Consider the following 26,834-nt stretch of genomic DNA (forward strand, 5'->3'; position numbering starts at 1 on the left):
ACCTTTACCTATTCACTGATGAAAAACTTCTTCATGCTGGCCGTGCTATGCCTGTTCACGGTGGCTGCGTATGCCCAAAACCCAACGGCACCATCGCGCTTTACGCTACAAGGCAAAGCTGTTGATACGGCTGCCGCTCCACTCGCTTCGTCAACCGTGATGTTGTTGAGCCCCAAAGATTCATCGCTGGTCAATTTTACGCGAGCGGACGAAAAAGGGGCATTCACCTTCAAGAATATCAAAGCCGGCAGTTACGTTCTGAAAATCTCATTCGTTGGCTATATTCCTTATAATCAGGTAATCAAGTCAGGTAGCGACGCTGTTATTGATCTGGGTGCGCTGAAACTGAAACCAATCACCAGAGAACTGATGGAAGTCGTTGTCAGAACGGCAAAGGCTCCCCTTACGATCAAGGGCGATACCATTGAATACAACGCCAGTTCGTTCAAGGTGCCGCCCGGCTCGACGGTCGAGGATCTGCTACGGAAGCTACCAGGAGTTCAGGTCGATCAGGATGGTAACATTCGGGCGCAGGGGCAGGAAGTGAAGCGGGTAACGGTCGATGGGAAGAACTTTTTCGGCAATGATCCCAAGCAGGCAACCAAGAACCTTCAGGCCGAATCCATATCGAAAGTGCAGGTCTTCAACGACAAGACGGATCAGGCCAAGCTGACGGGCGTCGATGACGGGAAAAAAGAAAAAACGGTAAACCTAGAGCTGAAAGAAGAATTCAAAAAAGGGGGTTTTGGTAAAGTAACGGCCAGTGCGGGACCCGCTTCCAATGACATTCCGTTGCGGGGAGAAATCAAGGGTAGCTACAACAAGTTCAACGCGAAGAACCAGTTTTCGCTGGTTGGGCTGGGTAATAACACCAACCAGCAGGGCTTGTCGTACAACGATTACCAGGATTTTCGGGGGAGTAACGCGTACAACGGGAATCAGAACGCGGATTTTGGTTTCAGCGGGGGCAACTTCTTCTATTTTTCCGACAGTGGCGACGAAGGATTGGGCATTCCCGTCAGCGGTCGGCAGGGGACCGGATTCTCCAACAATGCGGCTGGTGGCATCAACTACAATTACGACACCAAGAAAAAGAAGTTCAGTAGCAGCTATTATTACAACCAGACCCGGCTGGAACTGGACGCTATCCGAAATCAGACGTATTACCTCCCACAGGGCCAATATCAGATCAATGAAACGAGCAATCAGTTGAATTTCAACGGGAATCACCGGGTTAGCCTACGGTATGAGAATGAGTTGGATTCCGTCAATACGCTGGTCTTTATCAACAATAGCCGATTAGGCAATGGCAATGCTGGTCTTAACCGGATACAGGATCTGGACCGTAACAACGGCATAACGACACAGAACACGACGAGAAACAGCAGCACCCAACGGCAGGTCGGCTCCTCCAGTTCGCTGATTTACCGGCTGAAGATGAAAAAGAAAGGTCGGAGTTTTGCGGCCAGTACTACCTACGAAATCAATACCAACGACGCTAACTTAAAGCTTGATGCTACGAATCAGTTTTCGCAGCCAACCAGCGTCAATGAAACATTACGGATTATTCGACAGGATCAGGGGACCAACAGCCACCGGAGCGAGTACAAAGCCAGCCTACAGTTTGTGGAACCGTTTGCCAAGAAATTTTTCTGGGAAACATTCTACAACTTCAGCCTGCGCTACGACGAAGTTGATCGCGACGTAATTGATCGAAGCGAAAACAACAGCGATCGGGTGCGCAACGACTCATTGAGTTTGTACTACAAAAATAATTACGTCTACAACCGACTTGGCAGTAGTATCCGGTATACCAACAAGGGCCTGAACATATCGGGCGGGGTGGCGGTGCAGCGCTTCACACTAAACGGAGAATTTGCCCCCGATCAGTCGGCTACCTCGTTCAGACAAATCAATCGTGTATTCACGACGGTTATTCCGAACGTAAGTTTGAACTATGATTTGAAGAACAACCGCTATCTCTACGGAGGGTATAACGTGAGCGTACAGATTCCAACGTCCCGTGACCTGCAACCGGTGACGAACAACAGTAACCCGCTGTTTATCAACCGGGGAAATCCAAATTTGCTGCCGCAGCTGGGTCATAATATAAACATTGGCTACAACTACTTCAATCCGGGTAGTTTTATCAATCTGTATGTTGGCGTGAATGGAACTCAGTATGTCAATCAGATTGTGTACAGCCGGAACACAGATCCGCAAACACTTATTACGGAGATCATGCCCGAAAATCAGTCGGGCGGGCGTATGGTTGGTTCGTATGTAGGTTTTGGCTTCCCCCTCAAAAAGACCAAAGCAACTCTCGATCTGAACGCGAATCTGAACTTTAACACGAATCCGGCTAAAATCAATGGGATTACCAACGAAACACGCGGTCAGAACTACGGCTTCGGAACGCGGCTTAGCCTGACACCGGTCGACTGGCTGACGTTCTACGGTAATGCGAACATTGGCATTAGTAATACGCGCTATTCGATCAGTTCAGGGCAGGATCAGGTGTTTATCAATAACAACTTCGGTGGTGACCTGACCGTGAAACTGCCGCACGACTTTTACATCAACAGCACGCTCAATTATCGGGTCAGCAAGAATGACCTACTCAATTTCGATCAGCGTATTCCCATCCTGAACGCGTCGATTTATCACATTCTCGGAAAAGCCAAACGGGCCGAAATCCGGCTGTCGTCGGTCGATCTGCTCAATCGGAATATCGCCATCACGGCCAACGCCAGCCAGAACTACGCGCAGTATGAACGTATTCAGACGCTGGCCCGCTATTTCATGCTCGGCTTTACGTACAACATGCGTGGTGTTACGGCGAAAATGCGCCGGGATGGATTCTAACAGGTAGAGCTATATAACTGATTACTTAGTGTGCTATGAAACATATATTACTACTTGCCGCCCTGCTGATCGGCTTATCGGCAACGGCTCAGAACACGGAAGGCGTTGTTACGTACGAACGAAAGACGTACTGGACGAAAATTTATAACCGGATGACGTACCTGAGTCAGGAACAGAAAGACCGGATTTCGCAGACCTGGAAGAATGACGAAGAGAACAAAGAAAAAATGAAGCTGACCTTCAATCAGGACGCCAGTCTATACACGTACATGAACGAGATGGGGAGCACCGAAGATGGCCGCTACACATGGCGCAATCAGGAGTTGGTCCTATATCGTAACTTCGCTAAAGAGCAGCAAACGGACGTTATCGAAATGCTGGGGAAAACGTACGTCATTGAGGATTCGTTGCACACGCCTGTCTGGAAAATAGGCAATCAGATCAAGGACATTGCCGGCTTTATCTGCATGAAAGCCGAAACCGAGGATCCGATCAAAAAGCAGAAAATTACGGCCTGGTTCGCGCAGGATATTCCGGTTCCGGCGGGTCCCGAACGATATCACGGATTGCCTGGCCTCATTCTGGAATTGAACCTGAACGATGGCGACGTTGTCATTGAAGCAACCAATGTGGCCTTTAAGAAGGTAACTCCCGACGAGTTTAAGCTACCCAAAGTAAAGGGCAAGAAAATTAATGACCCGGCTTACGATACATTGATCAAGGAGTATATTGCCCAGCAAATCAAGGCTCACCAAAACCCATATTGGGAAATCCGGTACTAATGAATTTACCGCACGTTGGTTCGCTTCGTGCTCGTTACTTAAACTGTAAAACCTGCTTACCCCGCTCCGCTGACCTATGCAAGGAGCGAGGTGAGCAGGTTTTACAGCTTAAGCTGCTTTTTCGGGCGCGTTAGGTTCGTATAACATGCCCGTACAAAGGCAGTACTTTCGGGCGGTTCGGGCCAGAATATCGCAGTTCTGACAGGATGAACACTGGTTCCAGAAGCGTTCATCCTGCGGCAGCTCCCCAAAAGCGACCGGTCGGAAACCAAGCTGCGTATTTAGGTTCATAACAGCTTGGCCGGTCGTAATGCTGAACAGTTTTGCCCCTGGGAACAACTGGCGGCTCAGGCGAAACAAGGCCTGTTTAACCTGTTGCGCAACTCCATGCCGACGATAATCAGGATCGACAATCAGGCCCGAGTGCGACACAAACTGCCCGTTCTCCCAAACATCGAGGTAAGCGAAGCCGACCCATTGGCCCATTGGTAACGTGGCAATCACGGCTTTCCCGTCCAGCATTTTTTGCCGAAGATAGGCCGGAGAGCGCCCGCTGATACCCGTTCCTCGGACCTGGGCGCTTTCGGCTATCGTGCAGCAGATCGAATCGATGTGGACCAGGTGTATAGCTGATGCCACGGTAATCGTTAAATCTGGTTCCATACGTAAATTCCTGTAAGACAGCTCGTCTGATACAGCGGTTAAGGGAGGCACGTATGTAGTTGACGATGATACTCCGTGCGTAAGGCACGAGGTAGTAGGTAGTGAATGACTTCTGACCGGGCATCCCGTTTATCTAGTAACATAGACAGGCGGAAAACGTAGACTGTACAAACTGCATTGCTAACTTGTTTATCCCCTTCTTTCAGTAACTCTTCGGCGGCCAAAAGACAGCGTTTGACGGCTCTGAACTTGTTTTGATAAGCCAGAACGGACGTTACCTCGCATAGCTTATGTAAGACGGTATATACCCCAGTCTCACGCGGTAAGACCATAAAATCCTGACGAGCTTCCGGTATTCGGTTGATCAGCACATTGAGCAGATCGGTTTTACTGATGACATCGTTCATAGCCATGCTTGTTAAAATACTAACGCAGTGCTTAACAAATCTGTGCCAAGTCCAGAGTGCTGTGGTTATACGGTTGACGATTAGCTCGTTAGGCTCGAACAAGCTTCATGGGTACCGGCGTAAGCCTATCATTTTGAGAAGACTGCCTGTCAAAATGGTAGCCTGTCGATACGAGTGGCCATGCCGCATGCTGCTGAACCAGCGAACCATACGGCTGTTACAGGATCGCGTGTTAGTCAGAACGACCAGTTTTCAGATTGATCGATCCATAGGCCGTATCTTGACGATACGGCCTATGGATTATCCGGAAATGATAAGTATACAGCTATCGGATTTTGTGTCGATTACTCCTGTGTTTTTGCCCTGGCATAAGCAGGAAAGCGAACGTGGGAAGAATTGAAAAGACCAACAAATACGGTTAATTAGTAGCGTCAAACGAAAAGAAAATAAACGTAAATGCCCGTTAAACTGACTACAGGAGTTGTTCTTTTTGGCATAGGTGCGCTCACGCCTTACCTATTGACAATCTTCTTTCTGCGTGACATCGACTTTGTTCTCACCGTAATGCTAAACGCCTTGTCGTTATTTTTTGTAATCATTGCCAGGGCGATACTCAGGGAAGAGGAGCCAGTAGAAGCGCGAAAGAAACATTATTCATGGGCGGCAGTTGGGGTTGTCATTTTTTACTTTCTTAGCTACCGATTCCAGGCCCGAGTGGGTAATTACCTTTATTTTAAACGAAAAGAAGAGACGCTAACGAACTTGGTCATCGAGGTGAAAAAGTATCGTAAAATAGAGGAGATGTCGGACGGGTTACGATTCTGGAAGACAATAAATAAGATCGCCTACGAGATAAACCCCAAAGATACGGTCCGGGAATTCAGTACGTCACCCGGAAAGCAGTTGCTCCCTGAGGTGCTGAAAAAACAGGGGATCGATAAGCGTCACTACGAATCGTTTCGGCAGAGCCTGAGAGAGGCTGGATTTATAAGCTTTACGATTCTTCCAGACGGAACAATTTCGTTTATGAGGGATGGTTTTATTGATAACTGTCGTGGCATTGCCTATTCAGAAACGGGGAGAAGACCAGACTACAACGATTGTGGACAACTAACGAAGTGGGTTAACATTAGCGGCAACTGGTACGAATGGACAACGACTTAGGCGAGGTAGCCGTATCACGATCACGCTTGTCATTCACTTGCCCCTTCGTTCGGGAACGACTACCTTAGTAGCTGGCGCAGCATACGGACACGTTCGGTCGCACGGCGCACCTAAACCGATAATCTGAATGGAAACAATATTCACCACCGACCGCGTCCGGCCGTTGCTGGCACGCGTTCGTGACTTTGTGGCCGACGAATTGATCCCTCTCGAAAAAGGCTTCTCACATCATAACCTCGGCGCGCTAATTCCGATACTTGACCAGAAGCGCGAACAAGTAAAAGCCGCCGGACTTTGGGGACTGCATCTGCCAATAGCCGAAGGCGGTCATGGCTTGACCCTTTGCGAATTTGGGCAGATTAGCGAACAACTAGCTCACGCGCCTTTCTTCGGCCACTATGTGTTCGGCTGTCAGGCTCCTGATATCGGCAACACTGAATTACTCCACAAATTTGCCTCGCCAGCAATCAAAGAACGGTATCTAAAACCCCTTATGGACGGCGAAATCCGGAGTTGTTTTTCGATGACTGAGCCCGACTATGCCGGATCGAACCCAACCCGAATGGCTACGGGAGCGGTTCGCGACGGGGATGCGTACGTTATCAATGGGCGTAAGTGGTTTACCTCCTCGGCCGATGGGGCTGCGTTTGCCATTGCCATGGTCGTCACGAATCCCGATGCGGCTCCGCACCAGCGGGCGAGTATGATCATTGTGCCGACAGATACACCTGGCTTTACGATTGAGCGCAATATTCCGGTTTTTGGCGATGTCGGACAGGGCTGGTTTAGCCACGCCGAAATAAGTTATACCGATTGTCGGGTACCAGTGTCTAATCTGATTGGGGGCGAGGGGATGGGGTTTCGACTCGCACAGGAACGACTCGGCCCCGGTCGTATTCATCACTGTATGCGCTGGATCGGAAACGCCGAAAAAGCGCTGGATCTGCTTTGCAAACGTGCCGTCTCCCGCGAAATTGAAGATGGGGTCATGCTGGGCGAAAAGCAATTCATACAGGATTTTATTGCCGAAAGTCGGGCGGAGATTGACGCTAGTCGGTTATATGTGCTCAACACGGCCCATATGATTGATACCGTTGGCGTTGCGAACGTGCGCGATGCGGTGTCGGCTATCAAGTTCTATGTAGCTAATGCCTTTCTGCGCGTACTCGACCGGGCTATACAGGTGCACGGTGCGCTGGGCGTTACCGACGACACAGTACTAGCGGCTATGTACCGCCATGAGCGCGGAGCCCGCATCTGGGATGGTGCCGACGAGGTTCACAAACAGAATCTGGCCCTCAGTATTCTCAAAAAATACGGTCTGGATGTCAAGAAAAAGACCCGCGAACTCCAGGCGTTTCGCCGGATGATGGACGAAAGCCACTAGTGTATGAACGCTGCATTCAGGCCATTGGACGTTAGCGCGTGGACACTAAACGATGGACCAGCTCATCAAGCTATACACTTATCAACTGCTGACCAGCACCGACTGGGCAATGCCCTAAACACAACATTAGCACAATGATTACTCCTGATGCTCCCCGCCCCGTTCGGATGGGTGAAGAACTTGATTTAACCCTGCTGAACGCGTACCTGCACGAACACGCGCCCGAGGTGGGAGAGGTGCTGGAGGTAGGCCAGTTTCCCGGTGGTTTTTCGAACCTAACGTACTCACTTAAAACCGCCGATCAGGAGTACGTGCTTCGTCGGCCGCCGGTTGGCGCAACCATCAAAGGTGGTCACGACATGGGCCGGGAATTTCGGGTGTTGTCATTGCTACAGGGGCATTACGCGCACATGCCAAACCCGGTCGCTTACTGCGAAACAGATGGTATACTAGGCGCATCGTTTTACGTGATGGAACGCATTGCGGGCTTGATTCTGCGTGCTCCGATGGCGCCGACACTGAATCTGCCACCACGGCTGATGCGCCAGCTATCGGAAGCGCTGATTGATAATCTGGTGACTATTCATGCGTTGGATATCGTAGAAACGGGTTTGATTCAGCTCGGGAAACCGGAAGGTTATGTGCAACGGCAGGTAGAAGGCTGGACGAAGCGATACCGTAACGCGCGGACGGATGCGATTCCGGCAATGGACATAGTAGGTAATTGGTTGGCCCAAAATTACCCCGCTGAACAGCCACCTGCTTTCCTTCACAATGACTATAAGTTCGATAACGTTTTGTTCGCACCCGATGAATCGACCGGCGAACCAATGCCAGCGATTCGGGGTGTTTTGGACTGGGAAATGGCTACCGTCGGCGATCCGCTCATGGATCTGGGGGCAACGCTGGCTTACTGGTCGGAGGCAACGGATACGCCCGCTTACCGAACGTTCAACCTCACCTGGTTACCCGGTAATCTGACCCGGCAGGAAGTGGCCGACCGCTATGCGCAGCGCAGTGGCCGCGATCTGTCGAACATCGTCTTCTATTACGTGTTTGGTCTCTACAAAAACGCCGTCATCGCGCAGCAGATTTATGCCCGCTGGAAACAGGGCTACAGCCAAGACGAACGTTTCGGGAAAATCCTGCCCATGGTTGTCGAACTGGCCAATAAAGCCGCCGGAGCTATAGAAAGTGGCCAGCTGACGTAACGTAGACCGCTCGGGTGAACCCGTCCCAGTCTGCGCAGATGTCTTTACGTAATCTATGCGGACTGGAATGGGGCCGTCCGCGTTACGTTATACCCAATACCTTCAGGATTTTATCTGCATCGAACGTATCTATCGACGGGAAATAAGTCTGATAGGCTTCGCGCTGAAGTTTGGTCGCGTAGGTACGGTGGAAAAAATAACGCCCGTATTTGATGACGTAGTTCAGAATGAAGAAACGATAGGCTTCGGGCAGAAACCGTATTTCATTCTCCGTCAGCGGATATACCCGGTGGTACTCCTGTAAAAACATCAGGAAGCGGTCTTCCATCAGCGGCCCGATGACATAGCTGAACACGGTACGGTCGCCCGCGTTGGAAACGACCCGGCTGAAGAAATAAAAATCCATGACCCGATAACTGATCCTGAACCAGTCATAATCCCAGCGCGAATAGAGTTCCAGGTTTTCGGTGACGGAGAAATTTCCGATGTTCCAGTCCACGAAAACGGGCATGGTTTCAACCGTTTTAGCAACGAGTTTCTGCCGATTTTCCAGAAACAGATTACACTGCCGCCTTAGCTCATCGACGTGCATCCGGTGTTCGAACTGCCCGGAATCCGTTTCGAGCATATCCAGCAAATCCCAGACATCAGAGCGCAAGGTTTTCGATGATTTTGGCAGAACCGTACTCACGCGGGAGCACGCCTTGTGGAACCTGGCAACCTGTGCGCCGAGCTTTCGAATGTGATCGTCTTCTAACCGGCGGGGCAGCTTGAACTGACTTCGGATCGGATTGTAAAACACGACCCAGGCATCGACAAACCCGTCTTTATGCCGATAGGTGTAAACCTGCCCGTCCAAGACCAGCGATTTGGCGAGTACATTCTCGAATGGATAGAGGAGATTGTTGGCCAGCGCGTGAATGATGCGGTGATCTTCGACAAAATGCTCATACTTACCGAAGTACGAAAGTTTGGCAATAATATGTTCCCCATCCTCGAAGGTGACTTTGAAGACGTGGTTTGTCGAGACCTTGGCGCTTATGTCCGTAATGACCTGAATCTGTACCGACGAATCGAAGCTGGCCCAGGCTTTTTTTATGATACTCGGGTAATCAACAAGACGCATGAAAAGGCAGTGTATTATAAACCCTGAATGGTGGACATGAGCGCCTTAAAATAACTTGCACGTCTAATGCCAGAGAGCCAGTGTTTAATCAAATAATTTCGAAATATCGTTTTAATTCCCAGTCGCTGACCTGACCGGCATATTGCCGCCATTCCCAGTCACGCGTACGGGTGAAATGGTCAACAAATTCGGGGCCAAACAGTTCAGTTGCGACGGGTGAATTTGTCATGGCTCGGGTGGCCTCAGACAAATTAGCGGGTAAAACGCCGTGGCTTCTATCGGTATAACCATTGCCGACAGAAGCCGGAATGTCAAGCGTTAACTGGTGGCGGATGCCATATAAGCCTGATGCCAAGGCCGCAGCAATAGCCAGATAGGGGTTGGAATCGGAGCCCGAAACCCGGTGTTCTACGCGCGTATACGCTTCGGTGCGGTTCAGTACGCGCAATGCCGTTGTGCGGTTATCGACCGACCAAGTCACGGTTGTGGGTGCCCAGGCCCCTTCGACCAGTCGTTTATAGCTATTGATGGTGGGGGCAAACATGGGTGTGATGTGGGGTAGACAGTACAGCTGACCAGCGATGAACTGGCTCATCAGTTCACTCATTTTGTTCGGTTGGGCCGGATCGTAGAACAGGTTTTTTGTCCGTTCGGGATTCCACAGACTCTGGTGAATATGGCCGCTGCAACCAGGGAGGTCCGCGTTCCATTTGGCCATGAACGTAGCCACCAACCCGTGACGATAGGCAATTTCCCGAACCGCCGTCTTGAACAGAATCGCTTTGTCGGCGGCCCGAATGACTTCATCGTGCATGATGGCTGCTTCGTAGACACCGGGTCCCGTTTCGGTATGCAATCCTTCGAGCGGTATATCGAATTCACCCAATAAGTCGAACAGGTCGTGGTAGAATGCGCTTTCGAGTGAAGGCCGCAAAATCGAGTAGCCAAACATGCCGGGCGTCAGCGGTTCCAGGTCCCGGAACCCTTTTTGTTGCAGGCTCTGTGGCGTCTCCCGGAAGTTGAACCATTCGAACTCCTGCGCATATTCCGCATGGAACCCCATGTCGCGGCACTGAGCAGCCACGCGTTTGAGCAGGGATCGGGGGCAAGCCGGTAAATCAATCCCCAACGTGCTATTGCTATTAGCTTGCCCGGCACTAAAATCGGCTAGAAAGAATGGTATGCCATCTTCCCACGGAACCTGCCGAAACGTAGCCAGGTCGAGCCGGACCGGGGCATCGGGGTAGCCGGAATGCCAGCCAGTCGTTCGGCTATTGTCGTAGGGTGTATCCGTTGAATCCCAGCCCCAGACAACGTCGCAGAAACCGTACCCATCGGCTAGACCATCCAGAAATTTTTGACGGCTAATGATTTTTCCCCGAAGCACACCATCTATATCAGCGAAGGCGAATTTGATTTTAGTACTGTCGTTTTGTTCGATGAAGGAAATAACTTCTTGCTGATTCATGGTGTGTTATCCGTGACGATGAACAACTAATGCGATGTAGCCTGCGCCTGTAAGGTAACAAAAACTGCTAAGCCAGCAACGTTGGTTTGCGTGAAAAGCCACGGGAGTAACGTAGGCCGTGCGATTTAGACAAACAAAAACAGACCACTTATCTGTATAAGCAGCCTGTCTGTATAACTAACGATCACTTAGTGAAAAAAATCGGTCTACAGAAGCAAACCCGCTAACGTAGCGGACATATAGCTGGCCAATGTTCCACAAATCAGGGCTTTAAACCCAATTCTGGCCAGATCACCACGCCGTGATGGTGCCAGCTCACCGATACCACCAACTTGAATGGCGATCGAACTGAAATTGGCGAAACCGCACAGCGCAAAGCTGGTGATTGCAATGGTTTTAGGGTCGAGTGTCGATTTGATCTTGACCAGATCGAGGTAAGCGACAAACTCGTTGATCACCATTTTGGTACCCATCAGCGCTCCGGCAGCCTCAATATCCTTGCTCGGTACACCCATTGCCCAGGCAAAAATGGAAAAGAATTTGCCCAGCAGGAAGTTCAGGCTCAAATTGCTCATACCGAAAACGTAAAAACCCAGCCGGAACATCAGGCTATCGACCAGAGCAATCAGCGCGATAAAACCGATCAGCATCGCTACCACGTTGAGGCCAACTTTCAAGCCTTCGCTGGCACCTGCCGCAATGGCATCGAGCAGGTTAGCGTGTGCTTTTTTAATTTCTACTTTTATAATGCCCTGTGTTTCAGAAACCTGCGTTTCCGGCATAACAATTTTGCTGATCACGAGCGCGCCCGGTGCGGCCATGATACTGGCTGCCAGTAGATAAGGGGCCGGTACGCCAAGAGAAATGTAAACGGCCAGAACACCACCCGCAATGCAGGCAAACGAACCCGTCATGGAGGCCATCAACTCCGAATTCGTCATGCCGTTTAGGTACGGTTTAATCATGATCTGCGCTTCGACCTGCCCCACAAACGTGCTGGCAACGTTCGACAGGGCTTCAGCACCACTGACTCCCATCAGCCATTTCATTGCCCGTGCCATTACCGCCACGATGCGCTGCATAATACCCAGATGGTAGAAAATATTGACGAGTACGGCGACGAATATAATCGTCGGGATGACTTTGAAGAAGAAGATAAAGCTGTTGTCGGGACCGAAAACTTTACCAAGAACGTCGGGCCTAACTAGTGTGGAAAACACAAACTCTGCCCCTTTATTCGCCTTTTGCAGAAGTCTATCCACGTAGTAGCCCAGCCCCTGAAAAACCTGCTGGCCAATGTCCGTTTTCAGGACAAAAACTGCCAGCCCGAACTGAAGAGCCAGCCCAACGCCAACGGTTCGGTAATTTATTGCTTTTCTGTTTTCGGAGAGGGCATAGGCGACGCCGAGAATTAAAACAATGCCAATGAGTCCGGTAAAACGATCCATTTAGTAAAAATACAAATTCAGTTAGGTTGGCGAATATACAACAAGAAGGTAAGGAATGAGGCTTTCATACGAACCGCGACATGAAAAGAGGCTGAATCGACAAATATTATTTGCCGGTTCAGCCTCTTTTCATGTCGTAGCAATCCGTTAGCTACCCAACGTCGACAGGTTCAATGAAAAGCCGGGCAGCACATTTTCGCCGTATAATTCACCTAGTCCGACCGTTTCCTGCCGTGCCTGATTAGGGCGGTAGATGTACGTGATCTGGTTTGTCAGATCGATAAGCCAGCCTAACCGGCAACCATTGGCCATCCAGTCATCCATCTTCTCGAAGCAATCTCTCAATCGATCATTTGGTGATCGCAATTCAAGGATAAAATCAGGGCACAGGGCTACAATTTTTCGACGTTGTTCCGCGCTCAATTCGTCCCAGCGACTTTGAGCAATACCTGCAATATCTGGAGACATGATCAATGTGTCGGCGAGTTGGAAGGCTGTCGACGAATCAAAAAACTTACCGAATCGGGCTTGCCTATTCCAAATGCCAAACTCAGCACCTATTTCAAGATTGTAATTACCCGTTTCTCCGTCTGCGTATGCTATAAAAGCAACATCACCGTTCTTTCGACGCTCAAACTTCAGGTCGGGATTGTCCTGACAGAAGCGGATGAACTCATCGTCGTTCATTCGTAAGTCTTCCGGCAGATGTACGCGTATCGATTCCACGCTCCTGTGGATTAAGCAACCAAAACTACAAATTTATTGCTTTAAATATTGGCAATGGCCCGTTCAGCCCCTTCCTGATATTCTTCTTCTAGCTTGGCGACTTCGGCGGGTTTCGTTTCAGAATCGAATAGGTGTGTATCCATCGCTTCCTTCTCTGTTACCTCAAAAAAGCGCTCGTGTATGCTGAACGGTTCGCTACCCACTTCGCACTTCTTGAAGTCACCGTCTTCCATCAACTCGTACGAATTGACATTGTCCTTCAGGTTGTAGTCCAGAATCAGAATGGCTAACTGTTTTACGCGACTGTCGGCCAGAAAAAACAACGACTCGATACGCCGGTCGAAACTCCGTACCATCACATCGGCGCTGCCGCCATATACTTTCGGATCGCTGTTGTTATGGAAATAATAAATACGGGTGTGTTCCAGGAAGTCGCCCACGATAGACCGGACTGTAATGTTGTCGCTTAAACCGGCGCGTTGCGGACGCAGGCAGCAAATACTTCTGACAATCAGTCGGATAGGTACGCCAGCCTGTGACGCTTTGTACAATTCGTCGATGACCAGCTTATCTTCCAGCGAGTTAGCTTTGATGCAAATGCCGCTTGGTAAACCACGCTGTGCGTTGTCGGCTTCGATTCTAATGAGTCGAAGCAATTGTTCGCGCATGTCACGGGGTGCCGTAATAAGATACTGGTACTCGTTGGGCAGTGAATGGCCCGTTATAACGTTAAAGAACTCCGAGATGTCGTGTGTATAGATCTCATTGGTGGTCAACAGACCAATGTCGGTATACAGCTTCGACGTATCCTCGTTGTAGTTCCCGGTCGCCATGTGCGCGTAACGGACGACACGGCTTCCTTCGTTACGTACCACCAGCAGCAGCTTGGTGTGTGTTTTGTACCGGCTAATCCCGTAGATGACAAAGCAACCCGCCTTTTGCAGTCGCTGTGCTTCACGGATGTTGTTTTCTTCGTCGAATCGGGCTTTCACCTCGAACAACACCGACACGTGTTTGCCGTTTTCGGCGGCTTTCAGCAAGGCTTCGGTAACCCGCGACCGCTTCGCCAGTCGGTAAACAGTGATTTTTATCGCCAGCACGTTGGGATCTTCCGCAGCCTGTTCGAGCAGTTGCAGTACGGGCTCAAAGTTGTTGTACGGGTGGTGCAGCAGTAGATCACGCTGCTTGATGATCTCAAAAATATCGTCGGTTTTGTCACGGCCAAGGCCAAGGGGCGGGACGGGTGCATGGGGGCGCGGCATATCGTCCTTAAACTCCGGGTTGCCGATGATCTGCCAGAATGCCGAAAAATCGAGCATTGTTCGTGATTCGAAAATGTTCAGATCGTCGATTTCCCAGCGTTTTTTGAGGAGGTTCATCATCCAGGGGGAACCCACTTCGCCACTGCCGCTAGTTTCCACCTCAACCCGCGTCACACGACCCAGACGGCGGCTTTTTATCTTTTGGCGTACTTCGTCCAGAAAATCAACTTCATCGTCGTCGTTTTCATCCAGCGTAAAATCACCGTTTCGCGTAATCCGAAACAGGTTCAGGGACAGAATGTTGACGTTTCGGTACAGCTTTTTGATGTTCTCCCGGACGATTTCTTCGATGGGCACAAAAACCATGATGTCTTCGCGCTCAAACGAAACAAAGCGGGGCAGGTTGGCCGGAATCTGTACAAAGGAAAGTCGCTGATGGTCATCTTCATCGTCGGATCGATTGCTCTGCGGATGCGAATCGTCAGGGCTCTGGGTTACAACGCCGAAGATCAGGACTTTAGCCAACAGGACCGGAAACGTGTGTGTATAATCATAGAGCATCGGGGTCAGCGTCGGGTAAATGGCCCGATCAAAGTAACCCGTCGCTTCGGTTTTTTCATCGTCGGTCAGATCAGCGTACGTAGCGAGCTGAAGACCATTTTCCGGAAATAGCGGTAATAACTGGTCCAGAAAAACAGATTGCTGATCGCGGAAGAACTGTTGCGAACTGGTATACAGCGCTTTTCGGAACGGGACTTCCCGCAAGCCTGAATAATCGACCCGCTGCTTGTGGTAGTCGAGGTAATTGTATAAACTTCCGACGCGGATCATGAAGAACTCGTCGAGATTCGAAGCCGATATGGCCAGGAATTTCAGCCGCTCCATAAGGGTCCGGTCTTTGAGCGGAAGCACTACACTACGCGCCTGATCCAGTACGCGCTCATTGAATTTAAGCCAGCTCAAGTCGCGGCTGAGGTAGTCGCTCTGGTCAATGACACTACTAACTTTTTCGCTAACCTTCGCCATTTTATCGGGTACTGACGCAGCCTGTTCCTGCTGACGGTGTGTGAATCGGGAAACTATGTTACCCAGTATCGTGCGGTTGGGATTAAGGGAATAACGCATACTGAATTAAAAACTGTGAAGTACAACAAAAAAGCGGGCTTTAAAAGCCCGCTCTATGTTATCATTCGGTTAAACATCCACTCGGGCATATTTAGCGTTTCGTTCGATGAACTCGCGTCGGGGAGCAACTTCATCGCCCATCAGGGTTGAGAACACGTGATCAGCATCGGCCGCCGACTCCACCGTCACGATTTTCAGACTTCGTGTATCGGGGTTCATCGTAGTGCTCCAGAGCTGTTCGGCGTTCATCTCACCAAGACCCTTATAACGCTGAACACCGACGTTTTCTTCTCGACCACCACCGGCAAGTTCTTTAACGGCAGCTTCCCGCTGGGCTTCGGTCCAGCAGTAGCGTTCCTCTTTGCCTTTTTTGATCAGGTAAAGCGGAGGCTGTGCAATATAAATATACCCGTTGTCGATCAGCGCTTTCATATTGCGATAAAACAACGTCAGGATCAACGTCCGGATGTGGCTACCATCAACGTCGGCATCGGTCATGATGATGATCTTGTGATAACGAAGCTTTTCGAGATTCATTACCGTTTCATCATCTTTCTTCTCAAGCCGAATACCGAGCGCCGTCCATATGTTCTTGATCTCTTCGTTTTCGTAGATCTTGTGCTCCATGGCCTTCTCAACGTTCAGGATCTTACCACGTAAAGGCAGGATGGCCTGAAATGCCCGGTTTCGACCCTGTTTGGCGGTTCCTCCCGCCGAATCGCCCTCTACGAGGTAGAGTTCGCATTTTTCGGGATCGGTATCGGAGCAGTCGGCCAGTTTACCGGGCAGACCCATACCGCCCATAAAGTCCTTGCGCTCGGTCATGATGCGCTTGTACGCCAGATCAGCGGCAATCCGCGCCTGTGCTGATACAAGTACTTTCTTAACGATACCTGCTGCCGTCTTTGGATTTTCCTCCAGCCACGTTTCGAGCAGGTCAGCCATGGTCTGGCTCACCGCGCTGACGACCTCCTGGTTGCCCAGCTTAGTCTTGGTCTGGCCCTCAAACTGGGGTTCCTGTACCTTTACCGAAATAACTGCCGTCAGCCCTTTACGGAAATCTTCGCCACTGAAGGGCACTTTACCCGAATTCTTGGGTAACACACCGGGATTCTTGTCCGCGTAGTTCTTCAACACCCGCGTCAGCGCCGAGCGGAAGCCCTGTACGTGCGTCCCGCCTTCGTGCGTGTTGATGTTGTTGACATACGACAGCACGTTCTCACCCGCTTCGTAATTGTAAACCAGAGCAACCTGCACAGGAGTAGCCCCTTTGGTACTCTCCATGTAGATCGGCTTCATGCCATCCAGGGCAGGACGGGTTTCGTCCAGAAACTGCACGAATTCGATCAGGCCCCCTTCCGAGAAGAAATCGTCCTGACGAATGGGTTCACCCGCTTCGTCGAGTTCACGCAGATCTTTCAGGAAAACGTGGATACCTTTATTCAGATAGGCCAGTTCGCGCAGGCGACCGGCTACGGTGTCGTACTTATAAACTGTATCGGTGAAAATACTGGCGTCGGGCTTGAAATGCGTCGTGGTGCCGGTATCGTCGGCTTCACCAATAACGCGAACGTTGTACTGAGGAACGCCTATTTTGTACTCCTGTTCGAAGATTCTGCCTTCGCGGTGCACTTCCACGCGAACGTCGGTCGAGAGCGCGTTTACGCAGGATACGCCAACACCGTGCAAACCACCGGAAACTTTGTAGGTATCTTTGTCGAACTTACCACCGGCGTGCAGGATCGTCATGGCGATCTCAAGGGCCGACTTACCCATTTTGGTATTGATACCCGTCGGAATACCCCGGCCATTGTCCTGAACGGTAACCGAATTATCGGGATTGATTGTCACGGTAATCTTGTCGCAGTAGCCCGCTAACGCTTCATCGATGGAGTTATCAACAACTTCCCAGATGAGGTGATGCAAGCCGCGCGTACCTACGTCGCCAATGTACATAGATGGCCGTTTGCGAACGGCTTCAAGACCTTCCAGCACCTGAATATTATCGGCACCATAGTTGCCTAACGCGGTTTCAACGGGAGCCTCTGCGTCAATCAGTTCGTTGGTCATATTGGAATGGGAGCGTGTCAAAAAAATAGTAGTTTAGACTCGGTAAAACAGCACACACAATTGAGTCTAATAGATTGTAAAAATACAAAAAAAAGTTCTTTTTTCCTAGCCGTTTTGGTAAGAGTGGCTTAATATACAAAAAAATAATTTATGCCCCAATCCGTTGGATAACTATTGGATTTTATGGCTTTCTACATCATTTCAGGGCCTATTTTCCAATAAACAGAAAGTCAGGAACCCGCCCGGAAAAGACTATTTTTTGCTGACATTTCTTCGCAACCCGTTTTCTCGAAAAAGTATTATTGACAGACTCAAAAGGACCCGCTTGTTTGCCCAGAATAACGGGTCCTGAAGACAACGCTTCGTTAAACACAAACTACCAGCCTACCTCTATACGTAGTTCGACAAAAAGAAAGCCGAATCGTGATGATTCGGCTTCGCAAACACGATTAAACCTTTTGTTTAATCTTCCGGGTAAGGAATGTAAACAAACCCGGCAAAATCGCCGTGAACAACGAACAGGCAGCAATATTCGTCGGGTGATTTATAGTTCTCTTTCCACAAGTCCGCCGAGTCAGGCCCGATCAGGTTGCGTTGTATGAATTCGTCCAGAAACGAGGCTTTATAATTCCACTGATTGTCGAGTTCAGTAGCACCAATCAGCAACTGACCAACCGGGACATCCCGGCGGGACGCAACAAAAACGGGATATTCCGAGAAGCCGCGTTTTTTGATCTGGTACGACGCTTCTTTGAGCTGGTCGGCCACTTTAATAAAATCGGACGAGATAAGACCCATCAGCTCCTTATTGACATCGTAGGAGTTCGCGTCGTCGAGTAGTGTATTTTCGTTACTGTGATTAATCATTTCAGCAAACAGTTAATAGCCAACAGCCAGCCGGTTTTTGCCTCACTCGATCCGAGAAAGATCCCGCGTACTGTTAAAATCGGGCTGCCAGCAGCAGATCAAGGTCCTTGAAGCGCATATTGAACTTCCGGGCGATGTAGGCGTTGGTCAGTGTCCCTTTATGCGCATAAACACCTTTCATAAACCATCGGTTCGCGTACATCATCTGCTCGATTCCGCCGGTCGTACCCGTTTCCAGCAGAAAGGGCAGAAAAATGTTACTGAGGGCCATACTGGCTGTGTAGGCAACACGAGCGGCAATGTTGGGGACGCAGTAATGAATAACACCCATATGCTTAAACGTCGGCTGCTTGTGCGTGGTCATACGCGAGGTTTCGAAGTTGCCACCCTGATCGATGGACACGTCGATGATCACGGAGCCGGGTTTCATGCGGCTGATCATTTCTTCGGTGACGACAACCGGACTCAGCCCGTCTTCGGCCCGCATGGCACCGATCACAACGTCGGCCCGCTGAATGGCTTCGGCCATCGTGTCGGAGTCGATAATGGAGGTGTAGACGTGCTGGCCAACGGAATATTTGAGCCGCTGGAGTTTATACAGATGCTTATCGAATACTTTCACATCCGAACCCATGCCGAGTGCGGTCCGAACGGCATACTCCGTCACGGTTCCGGCGCCAAGCATCACGACCTTGGTCGGAGGGACGCCCGTAATGCCACCCAGAATGATGCCCCGGCCATTGTCGGCATTGCTCAGGTATTCGCCCGCAATAAGCATGACGGTACTCCCCGCAATTTCGCTCATGGATCGGATAATGAGCATGTTTCCGGCCTGATCTTCAATGTATTCGTAGCCGAAGGCAGTGAGATTCTTGTTGTTGATTTTCTCGAAATAGCCCCGGTCATGAGCGGGCAGGTTCAGGGCCGAAATAACCGTACTTCCCGATTTGACGTGCTCAAATTCGGCCTCGACGAGTGGTTCAACTTTCAGAATCAGGTTGGCTTCGTAGACTTCCTGGGGTGACTGAGCAATCTGCGCACCGGCTTCGCTGTATTCGTTATCCGTGAACTTGGCTTTCTCGCCAGCGGCTTTTTCGACGATTACATTATGCCCATTGCGCACCAGTATGGCTACGGCCTCGGGCGTCAGGGCAATCCGGTTCTCCTGAAGTGAGACCTCTTTCGGTAGGCCGATGAGCAAACCGTTCCGGCTGGTCTTTACCGCCATCGGTGCTTCTTGTGGATATAATGCCGTTTGTTTGGCCAGTTCCTCGAATCCAGTCACTTGCTAAGCGTTTGTAGTTTGTGGTTCATTGTTAGTGAATCACGAGCTGTTAAACTAGTTGCGTTTCTACCGTTCGGCGACCGACGTGGTCGGCTGAGAGGTGAACCTGATAATAGGTAGCGGGCCACAGCGATTCGATGCGTTCCGGCCACTCAATGAAACAGTAATCACCCGAATCGAAATATTCTTCAATGCCAATGTCCAGCGCTTCGGCTTCGTTGCGCAGTCGGTAGCAATCGAAGTGATACACCGAATGGCCTTCGTGGGTGGTATACTCATTTACGATCGAAAAGGTTGGGCTCTGCACCATACTGACCACACCCAGCGCCCGGCAGAGCGCTTTGATCAGCGTGGTTTTACCAGCCCCCATTTCGCCTTCAAACAGCCATACGGACTGGTTACGCCCTTCGGTCAGCAACTGGTGCGCTACCTTGTCCAGTTCGTCGAGTCGATGAAAGTGTACGGTCATAATAGATCGGTGTCGGGTTTCGATCTAGTTGAACCGGAACCCAACGGCGCGCAAAGATACAGAATTTTAGGCGGTCCACTCCTTCCTCATCGGGCGACTTAACAGCTTATTCGCATCAGCATCATTCTCGAATTTCTCGTTGGCCGGATTCCAGCGAAGCGGCCGGCCGAGCTGGTAGGCAATGTTACCCAATGTACAGACCGAAGCCGTGCGGTGTCCAACCTCGACATCGCAGATCGGGGCTTTTCGACTTTTGATCGCGTCCAGGAAATCTTTGTAGTGATTATCGCTGAAATAAACCCGCTTTTCGTTCTCGCCAATAACCTTGTCCTGAAGGCTGGCGGGCGTTGTGGTCAATTCTTTTCGGGCAACTTTGATCGTGCCTTCGGTGCCGATAAACTGGCAGAACTGGGGGCCTTCGGCGGGTGTGTGATGCATTTCGACACCATTGGCGTAGCGGTAGATCAGTCCCTTACCGTCTTTTCCGGGTTGTAGCTCAACGGGACCGGAGTTGTCCATGTCCAGACCCCACTGCGCAATATCGAACATGTGAGCGCCCCAATCGGTCATTCCCCCACCGCCAAAATCACGAATGTCGCGCCATTTACCCCAAAACGTAGCGGTCAGCGACGGGTCGAGAACGTTATTATACGGTCGTTCGATGGTGTTAGGGCCAAGCCACGCGTTCCAGTTAAGGCCAGCGGGAACGGGTTCCGCCGTGAGGTCGAATTCGTGGGGCGGACCACCCACGTTGACGTTCACCGTTTTTATCTGGCCGATGTAGCCATTGCGTACCAGTTCGACCGCCTGCCGAAATTCCTTCCACGACCGCTGCATATTACCCGTCTGAAAAATGCGCTTGTACTTGCGTGTGGCATTGACCATGTCGCGGCCTTCCTGAATGGTGAGCGACAGCGGTTTCTCGCAGTAAATGTCCTTCCCCGCCTTAGCCGACTGAATGGCAATGACGCTGTGCCAGTGGTCCGGCGTAGCAATGACAACGGCATCGATAGCCTTATTGCCCAGCAACGCCCGGTAATCATCATACGACTGGCAACCGTTGTAGGTCGATGTCTCCGCCTTTTCGGCATAGTGCTTGTTGACCGCTTCGGCAAACGCCGACACCTTGGTTTTGTCAACGTCGCAGGCAGCAATAACGCGGGCGTCGTTCTTGAGAAACTGCCCCCGGAGGCCATTGGCCTGTTTGCCGAGTCCGATGAATCCTACGGTTGTCTGATCACTGGGGGCCAGAAAACCACGGCCCAGCACGTGACGCGGCACAATATAGAATGTAGCCAGTCCAGCGGCCTGTTTCAAAAATGTTCGGCGATTGGGTGAAGCAAGTGAGTCGTTCATAGGGACAAGAGTTGATACAAGCAAAAGAGGGTAGCGAGCAAGCTATACTTACGCACTACCCTCTGTGTCGTTTCCGGTCAGCTTACCAGCGATCAACAGCTAACCCGTTGACAGGGTCCCGTTTAATTGTAACCGGGATTTTGCGTTAGCGTGGCTGCGCCCCCTTTTTTACTGTTGAAAATCTCCTGAATCGGAATGGGGAAATATTCGTGCTGGCCCTTGATGAACTTAACCCCTTTCAAATAGGAGCGCTTAATTGATTCCGTTGAATAATACGCGTTCAGCGTTTGGTCAGCCAGATCCCAGCGGACCAGATCGAACCGGCGATGGCCTTCCATGCCAAACTCCAGCCGCTCTTCGAACTGCACGGCCTTCCGGGCGGTGGCTTTGTCGGTCCAGGCTGCGGAATACTCTTTGATGACGTAAGTTGCAGCGGCTGTTCCGTCCGAATTTTTAACGAAGCCATCGGGGTTAGCGGCTCGCCGACGTACCTGGTTCACGTAGGTTCGCGCTTTCTCCAGATCACCGACTTCTACCTCGACTTCAGCCAGCCAGAGCAATATGTGATCATAGCGGATCAGGCGGTAGTTGTTGGCATTCAGACGCGGGTTCCCCGCGAACGTATTCGTGCCTACATCCGAACGATACATGACGTGTTTCTTGGGTGAATACGGACCGCCGTACGACTGATCGCGGACATACGCCTTACCTGGGTGAACGCCCCAGTCCAGATATGGAATACCCCGACGGCCCACCGTCCAGTCCAGACGAGGGTCAAGATTGCCGGTATAGGGTGTAAAAGCCGCGGTCGATTCGATTCCCTGATCGTTGGTTATATCCGTTGCATTGAACGAGTCGAGCAAGGGCAGGCCATTGGCATCGGTTTTGAAGGCATTGACCAGATTCTGCGAAGGCTGGAAAAATCCACAGCACGTTGTTACGCCACCGCCACCATATGGATAGTTTAGCGTTGAGCCAATGTTACCGTTTTCACCACCCGATGCGCCATCATTGACCGAGTACTGCACTTCGAAAATCGACTCGGCATTGTTGTTTGTAACGGCTTTGAAATTATCGTGGTAGCGATCCATTAACCGGTACTGACCGCTGGCCACGATGGCTTCGAGGAACGGTTTTGCGTCGGAATATTTCTTCTGGAACAGATACGCTTTGCCAAGCTCAGCAGCAGCCGCCCATTTCGTAGGACGACCCACCTGCGATTGCTTGGCGGGCAACACGTCGTAAGCCGCTTTCAGATCGGCCAGGATGCTGGGCCAGATATCCGATGTGTTCGGCATCTTCGTACTTTCGAGATCGCTGGGATTGTACGTTTTCTCGTCGATGTAGGGAACCATATTGAACATCTTCTTGAGTTCAAAATGGTAGTGGCCTCGCAGGAAACGCGCTTCGGCCGTTACCTGCTGCTTCTCCGAATCAGTCATATCCTTGGCGACGGCCATGGTCTGTAACACATCGTTCGACCGGGCGATGCCATCATACATACCGCGCCATTTGCCCCGAAAATAAATATTGTCCGATTGAATGTTCGCCTGTTCGATGAGCGAAATAGGGGGTTGGTCACCGGCAATGGTTCCTTTGTAAGCATCGTCGGACGCTACGCTGCCGTAGACCCAGTTGTCGGCTCCTACCTGATAAGACCGATAGGCTCCTTCGGGAGTGGCCCACCCATCGAGCAGGGAGTAAGCCCCAATAAGCAGCGCATTTACGCCCGCTTTGTTTTGCAGTGGATCGATCAGTAAAGCTGCTTTAGGCTGAACATCCAGAAACTTGTCGGAGCAAGACGTAGCCAGAGCCAGCGAGACCGCTGTTATGAATAAAGTTGTTTTTTTCATGGCGATGAATGGGGTACGTTAAAAAGAAAGGTTCAGGCCGACCAATACGGTTTTCGCTACGGGATACGAGCCACCGTCGACACCGATTTGCCGATCGTTACCAGCTGAGTACGAACGCAGATTGATTTCCGGGTCCATTCCCGAGTACTTCGTGACGGTAAACAGGTTCTGTCCCTGAACATAGACCGACGTAGCGCCCAGTTTCAGGCGAGACAGCAGGGCCTGCGGGAGTTGGTAGGTGAGCTGAATATTCTTCATCCGAAAGTAGGAGCCACTTTCGAGATAGTAGGTCGACGGCTGGATACTCACCTGATCGCTCGACCGCAGCTGGGGCAGAACGGCGTCGGTACTGCCCGGACGCCAGGATTGATACAGCATTCGGGTGCTGCGGTTACCGCCAAATGTTGGAAAATCGGTCCAGTATTTAACGTAGTTAAAAATCTGATTCCCCTGAACACCTTGTCCGAACACGGTCAGCCCGAAGTTTTTGTAGTTCAGACTAACGTTCAGGCCGTAGGTAAACTTGGGGTGTGGGCTTCCAATGATGCTCAGGTCCTGCGAGTTGATAACGCCATCGCCATTAACATCCCGGAATTTAAAGCGTCCGGCTACGTTTTCGGAAGCCGCGTTCCCAAACTGGACAGGGTGCGCTTTGGCTTCTTCGTTAGACTGGAAAATACCATCGATCGTATAGCCGAAAAAGGAGGCAATCGGATAATTCTGCTGCGTTACGACGAAGTTCTGGATGCGCTCATCATTGATACCAAAATACTGGGTGCTGGGGTCGCCGTTCGTTTTCGTGACGACATTGCGATACGTGCTGAAATTGGCGTTGACGTTGTAGGTTAAACCGCGGGTGCCAATTTTATCGCCGTAACCGATCATGAGGTCAACCCCCCGGTTGCGCATCGAACCAATATTCCGGAACGGATTGGTTGCGACGCCTTGCGTGAGTGGGGGCTGAACGGGGAAAAGCATGTCTGACGTCGTGCGGGTGTACCAGTCGAAACCAACACTCAGTCGATTCTTCAGCAGGGATGCATCAAAGCCGATGTTCAGACTGGTCGTCGTTTCCCACTTGGCCTGAATGTTCCCAAACTGCGTTAGTTCGTAACCCGATACGGCCGACGTGCGCGTGCCGTTGATGTCGTAGAACGACGTAATCGGGTTGGTACTGAACTGCGTAAAGGAGTTGTAGTTACCAATTTCCTGGTTACCCGTTTGACCGAACCCGACCCGGAATTTCAGGTCATCGACAAACGTAAGGGGCTTGAAGAAATTCTCTTTTGAAATACGCCACCCCGCACTGGCTGCCGGAAATACCGCTGACCGATACTCCGGGGCAAATCGGGAGGAACGGTCCCGGCGGACCGTCAGATCAAGCAGGTATTTATCGTCCAGGCCATAGTTGATCTTCGCGAATTCGGAGGCCAGGCTCCAGTTCGATGCGCTGCCGTTGTTTGTCTGAACCCCGGTGCCCGAGCTGAGGTAGCGATTGTCCAGGTCATCCACGAAGAAATTGGTACGGGTAGCGTCGAACGTTTCGTAGTAGTTTTTGATCGCTTCTGTACCCGCAATGATGTTGAACCGGTGCCGGTCGCCCAGATTAATGTTATAGGTCAGCGTATTGTACCAGGTCCATGTCCAGCCGTAGTTATTGTTGGTTGTCAGGCTGTTGGATCCACGTGCTTCTGATGCTTCGATATTCCGAATTGAATAGTTGCGGTAGTTATAGTTGTTGTAGTCAATCCCGAAACTAGTACGGGCCGTCAGATTAGGCAGAATGTCTACTTCGGCGAACGCATTGCCAAACAACCGAACCTCGATCTCTTTATTATCTTTGTTTCGGTAGAGGTCAGCCATTGGATTGAAGGCATTGTCAAGATCTCCTCCGCGTGTACCGGCAAAATTACCCGCTACATCATACACGGGAATGATCGGCTGAATCCGGTAGGCAAATGAAATGGGGTTACTCTCCGCATTGTTACCATTCGGCTGACCAACACGTTCACCATAGGCTACTTGGAAATTCTGCCCAAGCCGCACCCGTTTTGTTACGTTGAATTCAGTGTTGGCGCGGAGCGAATACCGTTTGTAACCCGTGTATTTCATGATTCCATCCTGATTGAAATAATTGAGTGACATCGCATAACGACCGTTTTCGCTGCCGCCTGATACGCCCAGTTGGTGGTTCTGGATCGGGGCTGTCCGGAAAATTTCCTCCATCCAGTCCGTGCCTGTTTTGTTGGCTTTCGTAATCAGCAGGAATTTAGAGGAGTTGATGTCACTATTGTAGTTGACATACGTACCGTCGGCGTTTCGGGCAACCCGCGAGTCGCCTTCCATAGCGCCACTTGGCAAAATATAATCTGGAATAACCGGGGTAGCGCCGTTCCCAAACTGTGAGTGAAGCGGGTTTCCATTACTCGAGACGACCCCCGAATTTTTGCGGGACTCCCAGATCAGGTTAGCATATTCCTGCGTGTTCAGCATGTCGAGCAGCTTACCGTGCCGTTGCGAGCCGTAGTAGGTATCGTACGTAAATTTGGGTTTACCGGCTTTGCCTTTTTTCGTAGTGATAATAACGACACCATTACCGGCTCTTGATCCGTAAATAGAAGCGGCTGACGCATCTTTCAGAATCTGCATACTCTCCACATCGTTGAGATTGAGGGTGTTGAGGTTGCCTTTGGTTGGAACGCCATCAATAACGTAGAGCGGAGAGTTGTCGTTGATCGTACCGAAGCCCCGGATACGCACCATAACGCCACCACCGGGCGAATTCTCATTGCCGACCTGTACGCCTGCCACGCGGCCCTGCAAGGCCTGTCCGACGTTGGTAGCGGGAACCGAAAGCAGTTGTTTGGTATCGACCGTAGCAACGGCCCCCGTAATGTCTCGTTTGGCCTGCGCTCCATAACCCGTCACAACGACCTCGTTGAGCGTTTTCACGTCGGGAGCCAGCGCAATGGTAAGGGTTGTCCGCGAGCCTATGGTAACGTCCTGCGGAGCATAACCAATGGCTGAAACTGTCAACACATCTCGTTCAGACGCTACATTGAGTGAAAATTGACCGTCAGCATCGGTAACTACCCCTGTCTTTGTTCCTTTGACAACGACATTGGCACCGGGTAGCCCCGAATTGTCATTTCCATCGGTGATCCGACCAGAAATTTTTCGATCCTGGGCAAAGGCCCCAACGCACAGAGCCCAGCTCAACATGAGCAAAGGAACTGTGCGATACAGTTTTTGTAAAACAATGTAAGTCATACAATTAATTAGAATAAGTGATGGTAATTA

19 protein-coding genes are annotated in these 26,834 nt (G+C 50.8%); 5 read left to right on the forward strand and 14 right to left on the reverse strand.

Going from position 1 to position 26,834, the window contains the following annotated elements; genetic code table 11:
• Nucleotides 1-18 precede the first annotated feature (18 nt).
• A complete protein-coding gene (locus tag GK091_RS19845; protein WP_164041626.1) occupies nt 19-2,865 on the forward strand; it encodes a TonB-dependent receptor domain-containing protein in 2,847 nt (948 codons plus the stop codon).
• Between the two features lie 35 nt (nt 2,866-2,900).
• Complete coding sequence (locus GK091_RS19850) at nt 2,901-3,647, forward strand: GLPGLI family protein (RefSeq protein ID WP_164041627.1); 747 nt, start codon at nt 2,901-2,903, stop codon at nt 3,645-3,647.
• Nucleotides 3,648-3,755: 108 nt separating this feature from the next.
• Here GK091_RS19850 and GK091_RS19855 read toward each other — a convergent pair whose 3' ends face one another.
• The gene (locus tag GK091_RS19855; protein WP_164041628.1) at nt 3,756-4,310 is read right to left on the reverse strand and encodes a GNAT family N-acetyltransferase; all 555 of its coding nucleotides are present in this window, start codon (nt 4,308-4,310) and stop codon (nt 3,756-3,758) included.
• 38 nt (nt 4,311-4,348) lie between these two features.
• Nucleotides 4,349-4,717 (reverse strand): DUF7674 family protein, encoded by a 369-nt coding sequence (locus GK091_RS19860; RefSeq protein WP_164041629.1) that lies wholly within the window; start codon nt 4,715-4,717, stop codon nt 4,349-4,351.
• A 456-nt stretch (nt 4,718-5,173) separates the two neighbouring features.
• Between GK091_RS19860 and GK091_RS19865 the strand changes: the two genes are divergently transcribed.
• The 3 genes from GK091_RS19865 to GK091_RS19875 all read left to right on the forward strand — a co-directional run bounded on the left by GK091_RS19865 (nt 5,174) and on the right by GK091_RS19875 (nt 8,479).
• Nucleotides 5,174-5,881 (forward strand): hypothetical protein, encoded by a 708-nt coding sequence (locus GK091_RS19865; RefSeq protein WP_164041630.1) that lies wholly within the window; start codon nt 5,174-5,176, stop codon nt 5,879-5,881.
• A gap of 127 nt (nt 5,882-6,008) precedes the next feature.
• Nucleotides 6,009-7,268 carry an acyl-CoA dehydrogenase family protein gene (locus GK091_RS19870; RefSeq protein ID WP_164041631.1) on the forward strand — a complete coding sequence of 420 codons (1,260 nt, stop codon included), beginning with the start codon at nt 6,009-6,011 and terminating at the stop codon, nt 7,266-7,268.
• 134 nt (nt 7,269-7,402) lie between these two features.
• Nucleotides 7,403-8,479, forward strand: a complete 1,077-nt coding sequence (locus tag GK091_RS19875) for a phosphotransferase family protein (protein WP_164041632.1) — start codon at nt 7,403-7,405, stop codon at nt 8,477-8,479.
• Nucleotides 8,480-8,561: 82 nt separating this feature from the next.
• On the opposite strand, the gene GK091_RS19880 is transcribed toward GK091_RS19875, so the two are convergent.
• From GK091_RS19880 to GK091_RS19935, 12 genes are all read right to left on the reverse strand, one after another.
• A complete protein-coding gene (locus GK091_RS19880; RefSeq protein ID WP_164041633.1) occupies nt 8,562-9,605 on the reverse strand; it encodes an aminoglycoside phosphotransferase/kinase family protein in 1,044 nt (347 codons plus the stop codon).
• An 88-nt stretch (nt 9,606-9,693) separates the two neighbouring features.
• Entirely contained in the window at nt 9,694-11,073 is a 1,380-nt protein-coding gene (locus tag GK091_RS19885) for a glutamine synthetase family protein (protein ID WP_164041634.1), read from the reverse strand.
• A 206-nt stretch (nt 11,074-11,279) separates the two neighbouring features.
• Nucleotides 11,280-12,521 (reverse strand): NupC/NupG family nucleoside CNT transporter, encoded by a 1,242-nt coding sequence (locus tag GK091_RS19890; RefSeq protein WP_164041635.1) that lies wholly within the window; start codon nt 12,519-12,521, stop codon nt 11,280-11,282.
• Between the two features lie 147 nt (nt 12,522-12,668).
• The gene (locus GK091_RS19895) at nt 12,669-13,247 is read right to left on the reverse strand and encodes a Uma2 family endonuclease (protein WP_164041636.1); all 579 of its coding nucleotides are present in this window, start codon (nt 13,245-13,247) and stop codon (nt 12,669-12,671) included.
• A 41-nt stretch (nt 13,248-13,288) separates the two neighbouring features.
• The gene (ppk1, locus tag GK091_RS19900; RefSeq protein WP_164041637.1) at nt 13,289-15,634 is read right to left on the reverse strand and encodes a polyphosphate kinase 1; all 2,346 of its coding nucleotides are present in this window, start codon (nt 15,632-15,634) and stop codon (nt 13,289-13,291) included.
• 69 nt (nt 15,635-15,703) lie between these two features.
• Nucleotides 15,704-17,704 carry a DNA topoisomerase (ATP-hydrolyzing) subunit B gene (gyrB, locus tag GK091_RS19905; protein WP_164041638.1) on the reverse strand — a complete coding sequence of 667 codons (2,001 nt, stop codon included), beginning with the start codon at nt 17,702-17,704 and terminating at the stop codon, nt 15,704-15,706.
• A 462-nt stretch (nt 17,705-18,166) separates the two neighbouring features.
• On the reverse strand, nt 18,167-18,571 hold the full coding sequence (locus tag GK091_RS19910) for a hypothetical protein (RefSeq protein WP_164041639.1): 405 nt from the start codon (nt 18,569-18,571) through the stop codon (nt 18,167-18,169).
• Nucleotides 18,572-18,644: 73 nt separating this feature from the next.
• On the reverse strand, nt 18,645-19,856 hold the full coding sequence (locus GK091_RS19915; RefSeq protein ID WP_164041640.1) for an alanine dehydrogenase: 1,212 nt from the start codon (nt 19,854-19,856) through the stop codon (nt 18,645-18,647).
• A 49-nt stretch (nt 19,857-19,905) separates the two neighbouring features.
• Entirely contained in the window at nt 19,906-20,325 is a 420-nt protein-coding gene (gene tsaE, locus GK091_RS19920) for a tRNA (adenosine(37)-N6)-threonylcarbamoyltransferase complex ATPase subunit type 1 TsaE (protein WP_164041641.1), read from the reverse strand.
• Between the two features lie 66 nt (nt 20,326-20,391).
• Nucleotides 20,392-21,681, reverse strand: a complete 1,290-nt coding sequence (locus GK091_RS19925; RefSeq protein ID WP_164041642.1) for a Gfo/Idh/MocA family protein — start codon at nt 21,679-21,681, stop codon at nt 20,392-20,394.
• Between the two features lie 122 nt (nt 21,682-21,803).
• Nucleotides 21,804-23,534, reverse strand: coding sequence for a RagB/SusD family nutrient uptake outer membrane protein (locus GK091_RS19930; RefSeq protein ID WP_164041643.1), 1,731 nt, complete (start codon nt 23,532-23,534; stop codon nt 21,804-21,806).
• 18 nt (nt 23,535-23,552) lie between these two features.
• Complete coding sequence (locus GK091_RS19935) at nt 23,553-26,804, reverse strand: SusC/RagA family TonB-linked outer membrane protein (protein ID WP_164041644.1); 3,252 nt, start codon at nt 26,802-26,804, stop codon at nt 23,553-23,555.
• Nucleotides 26,805-26,834 lie beyond the last annotated feature (30 nt).

The organism is Spirosoma agri (assembly GCF_010747415.1).
Lineage (GTDB): Bacteria > Bacteroidota > Bacteroidia > Cytophagales > Spirosomataceae > Spirosoma > Spirosoma agri.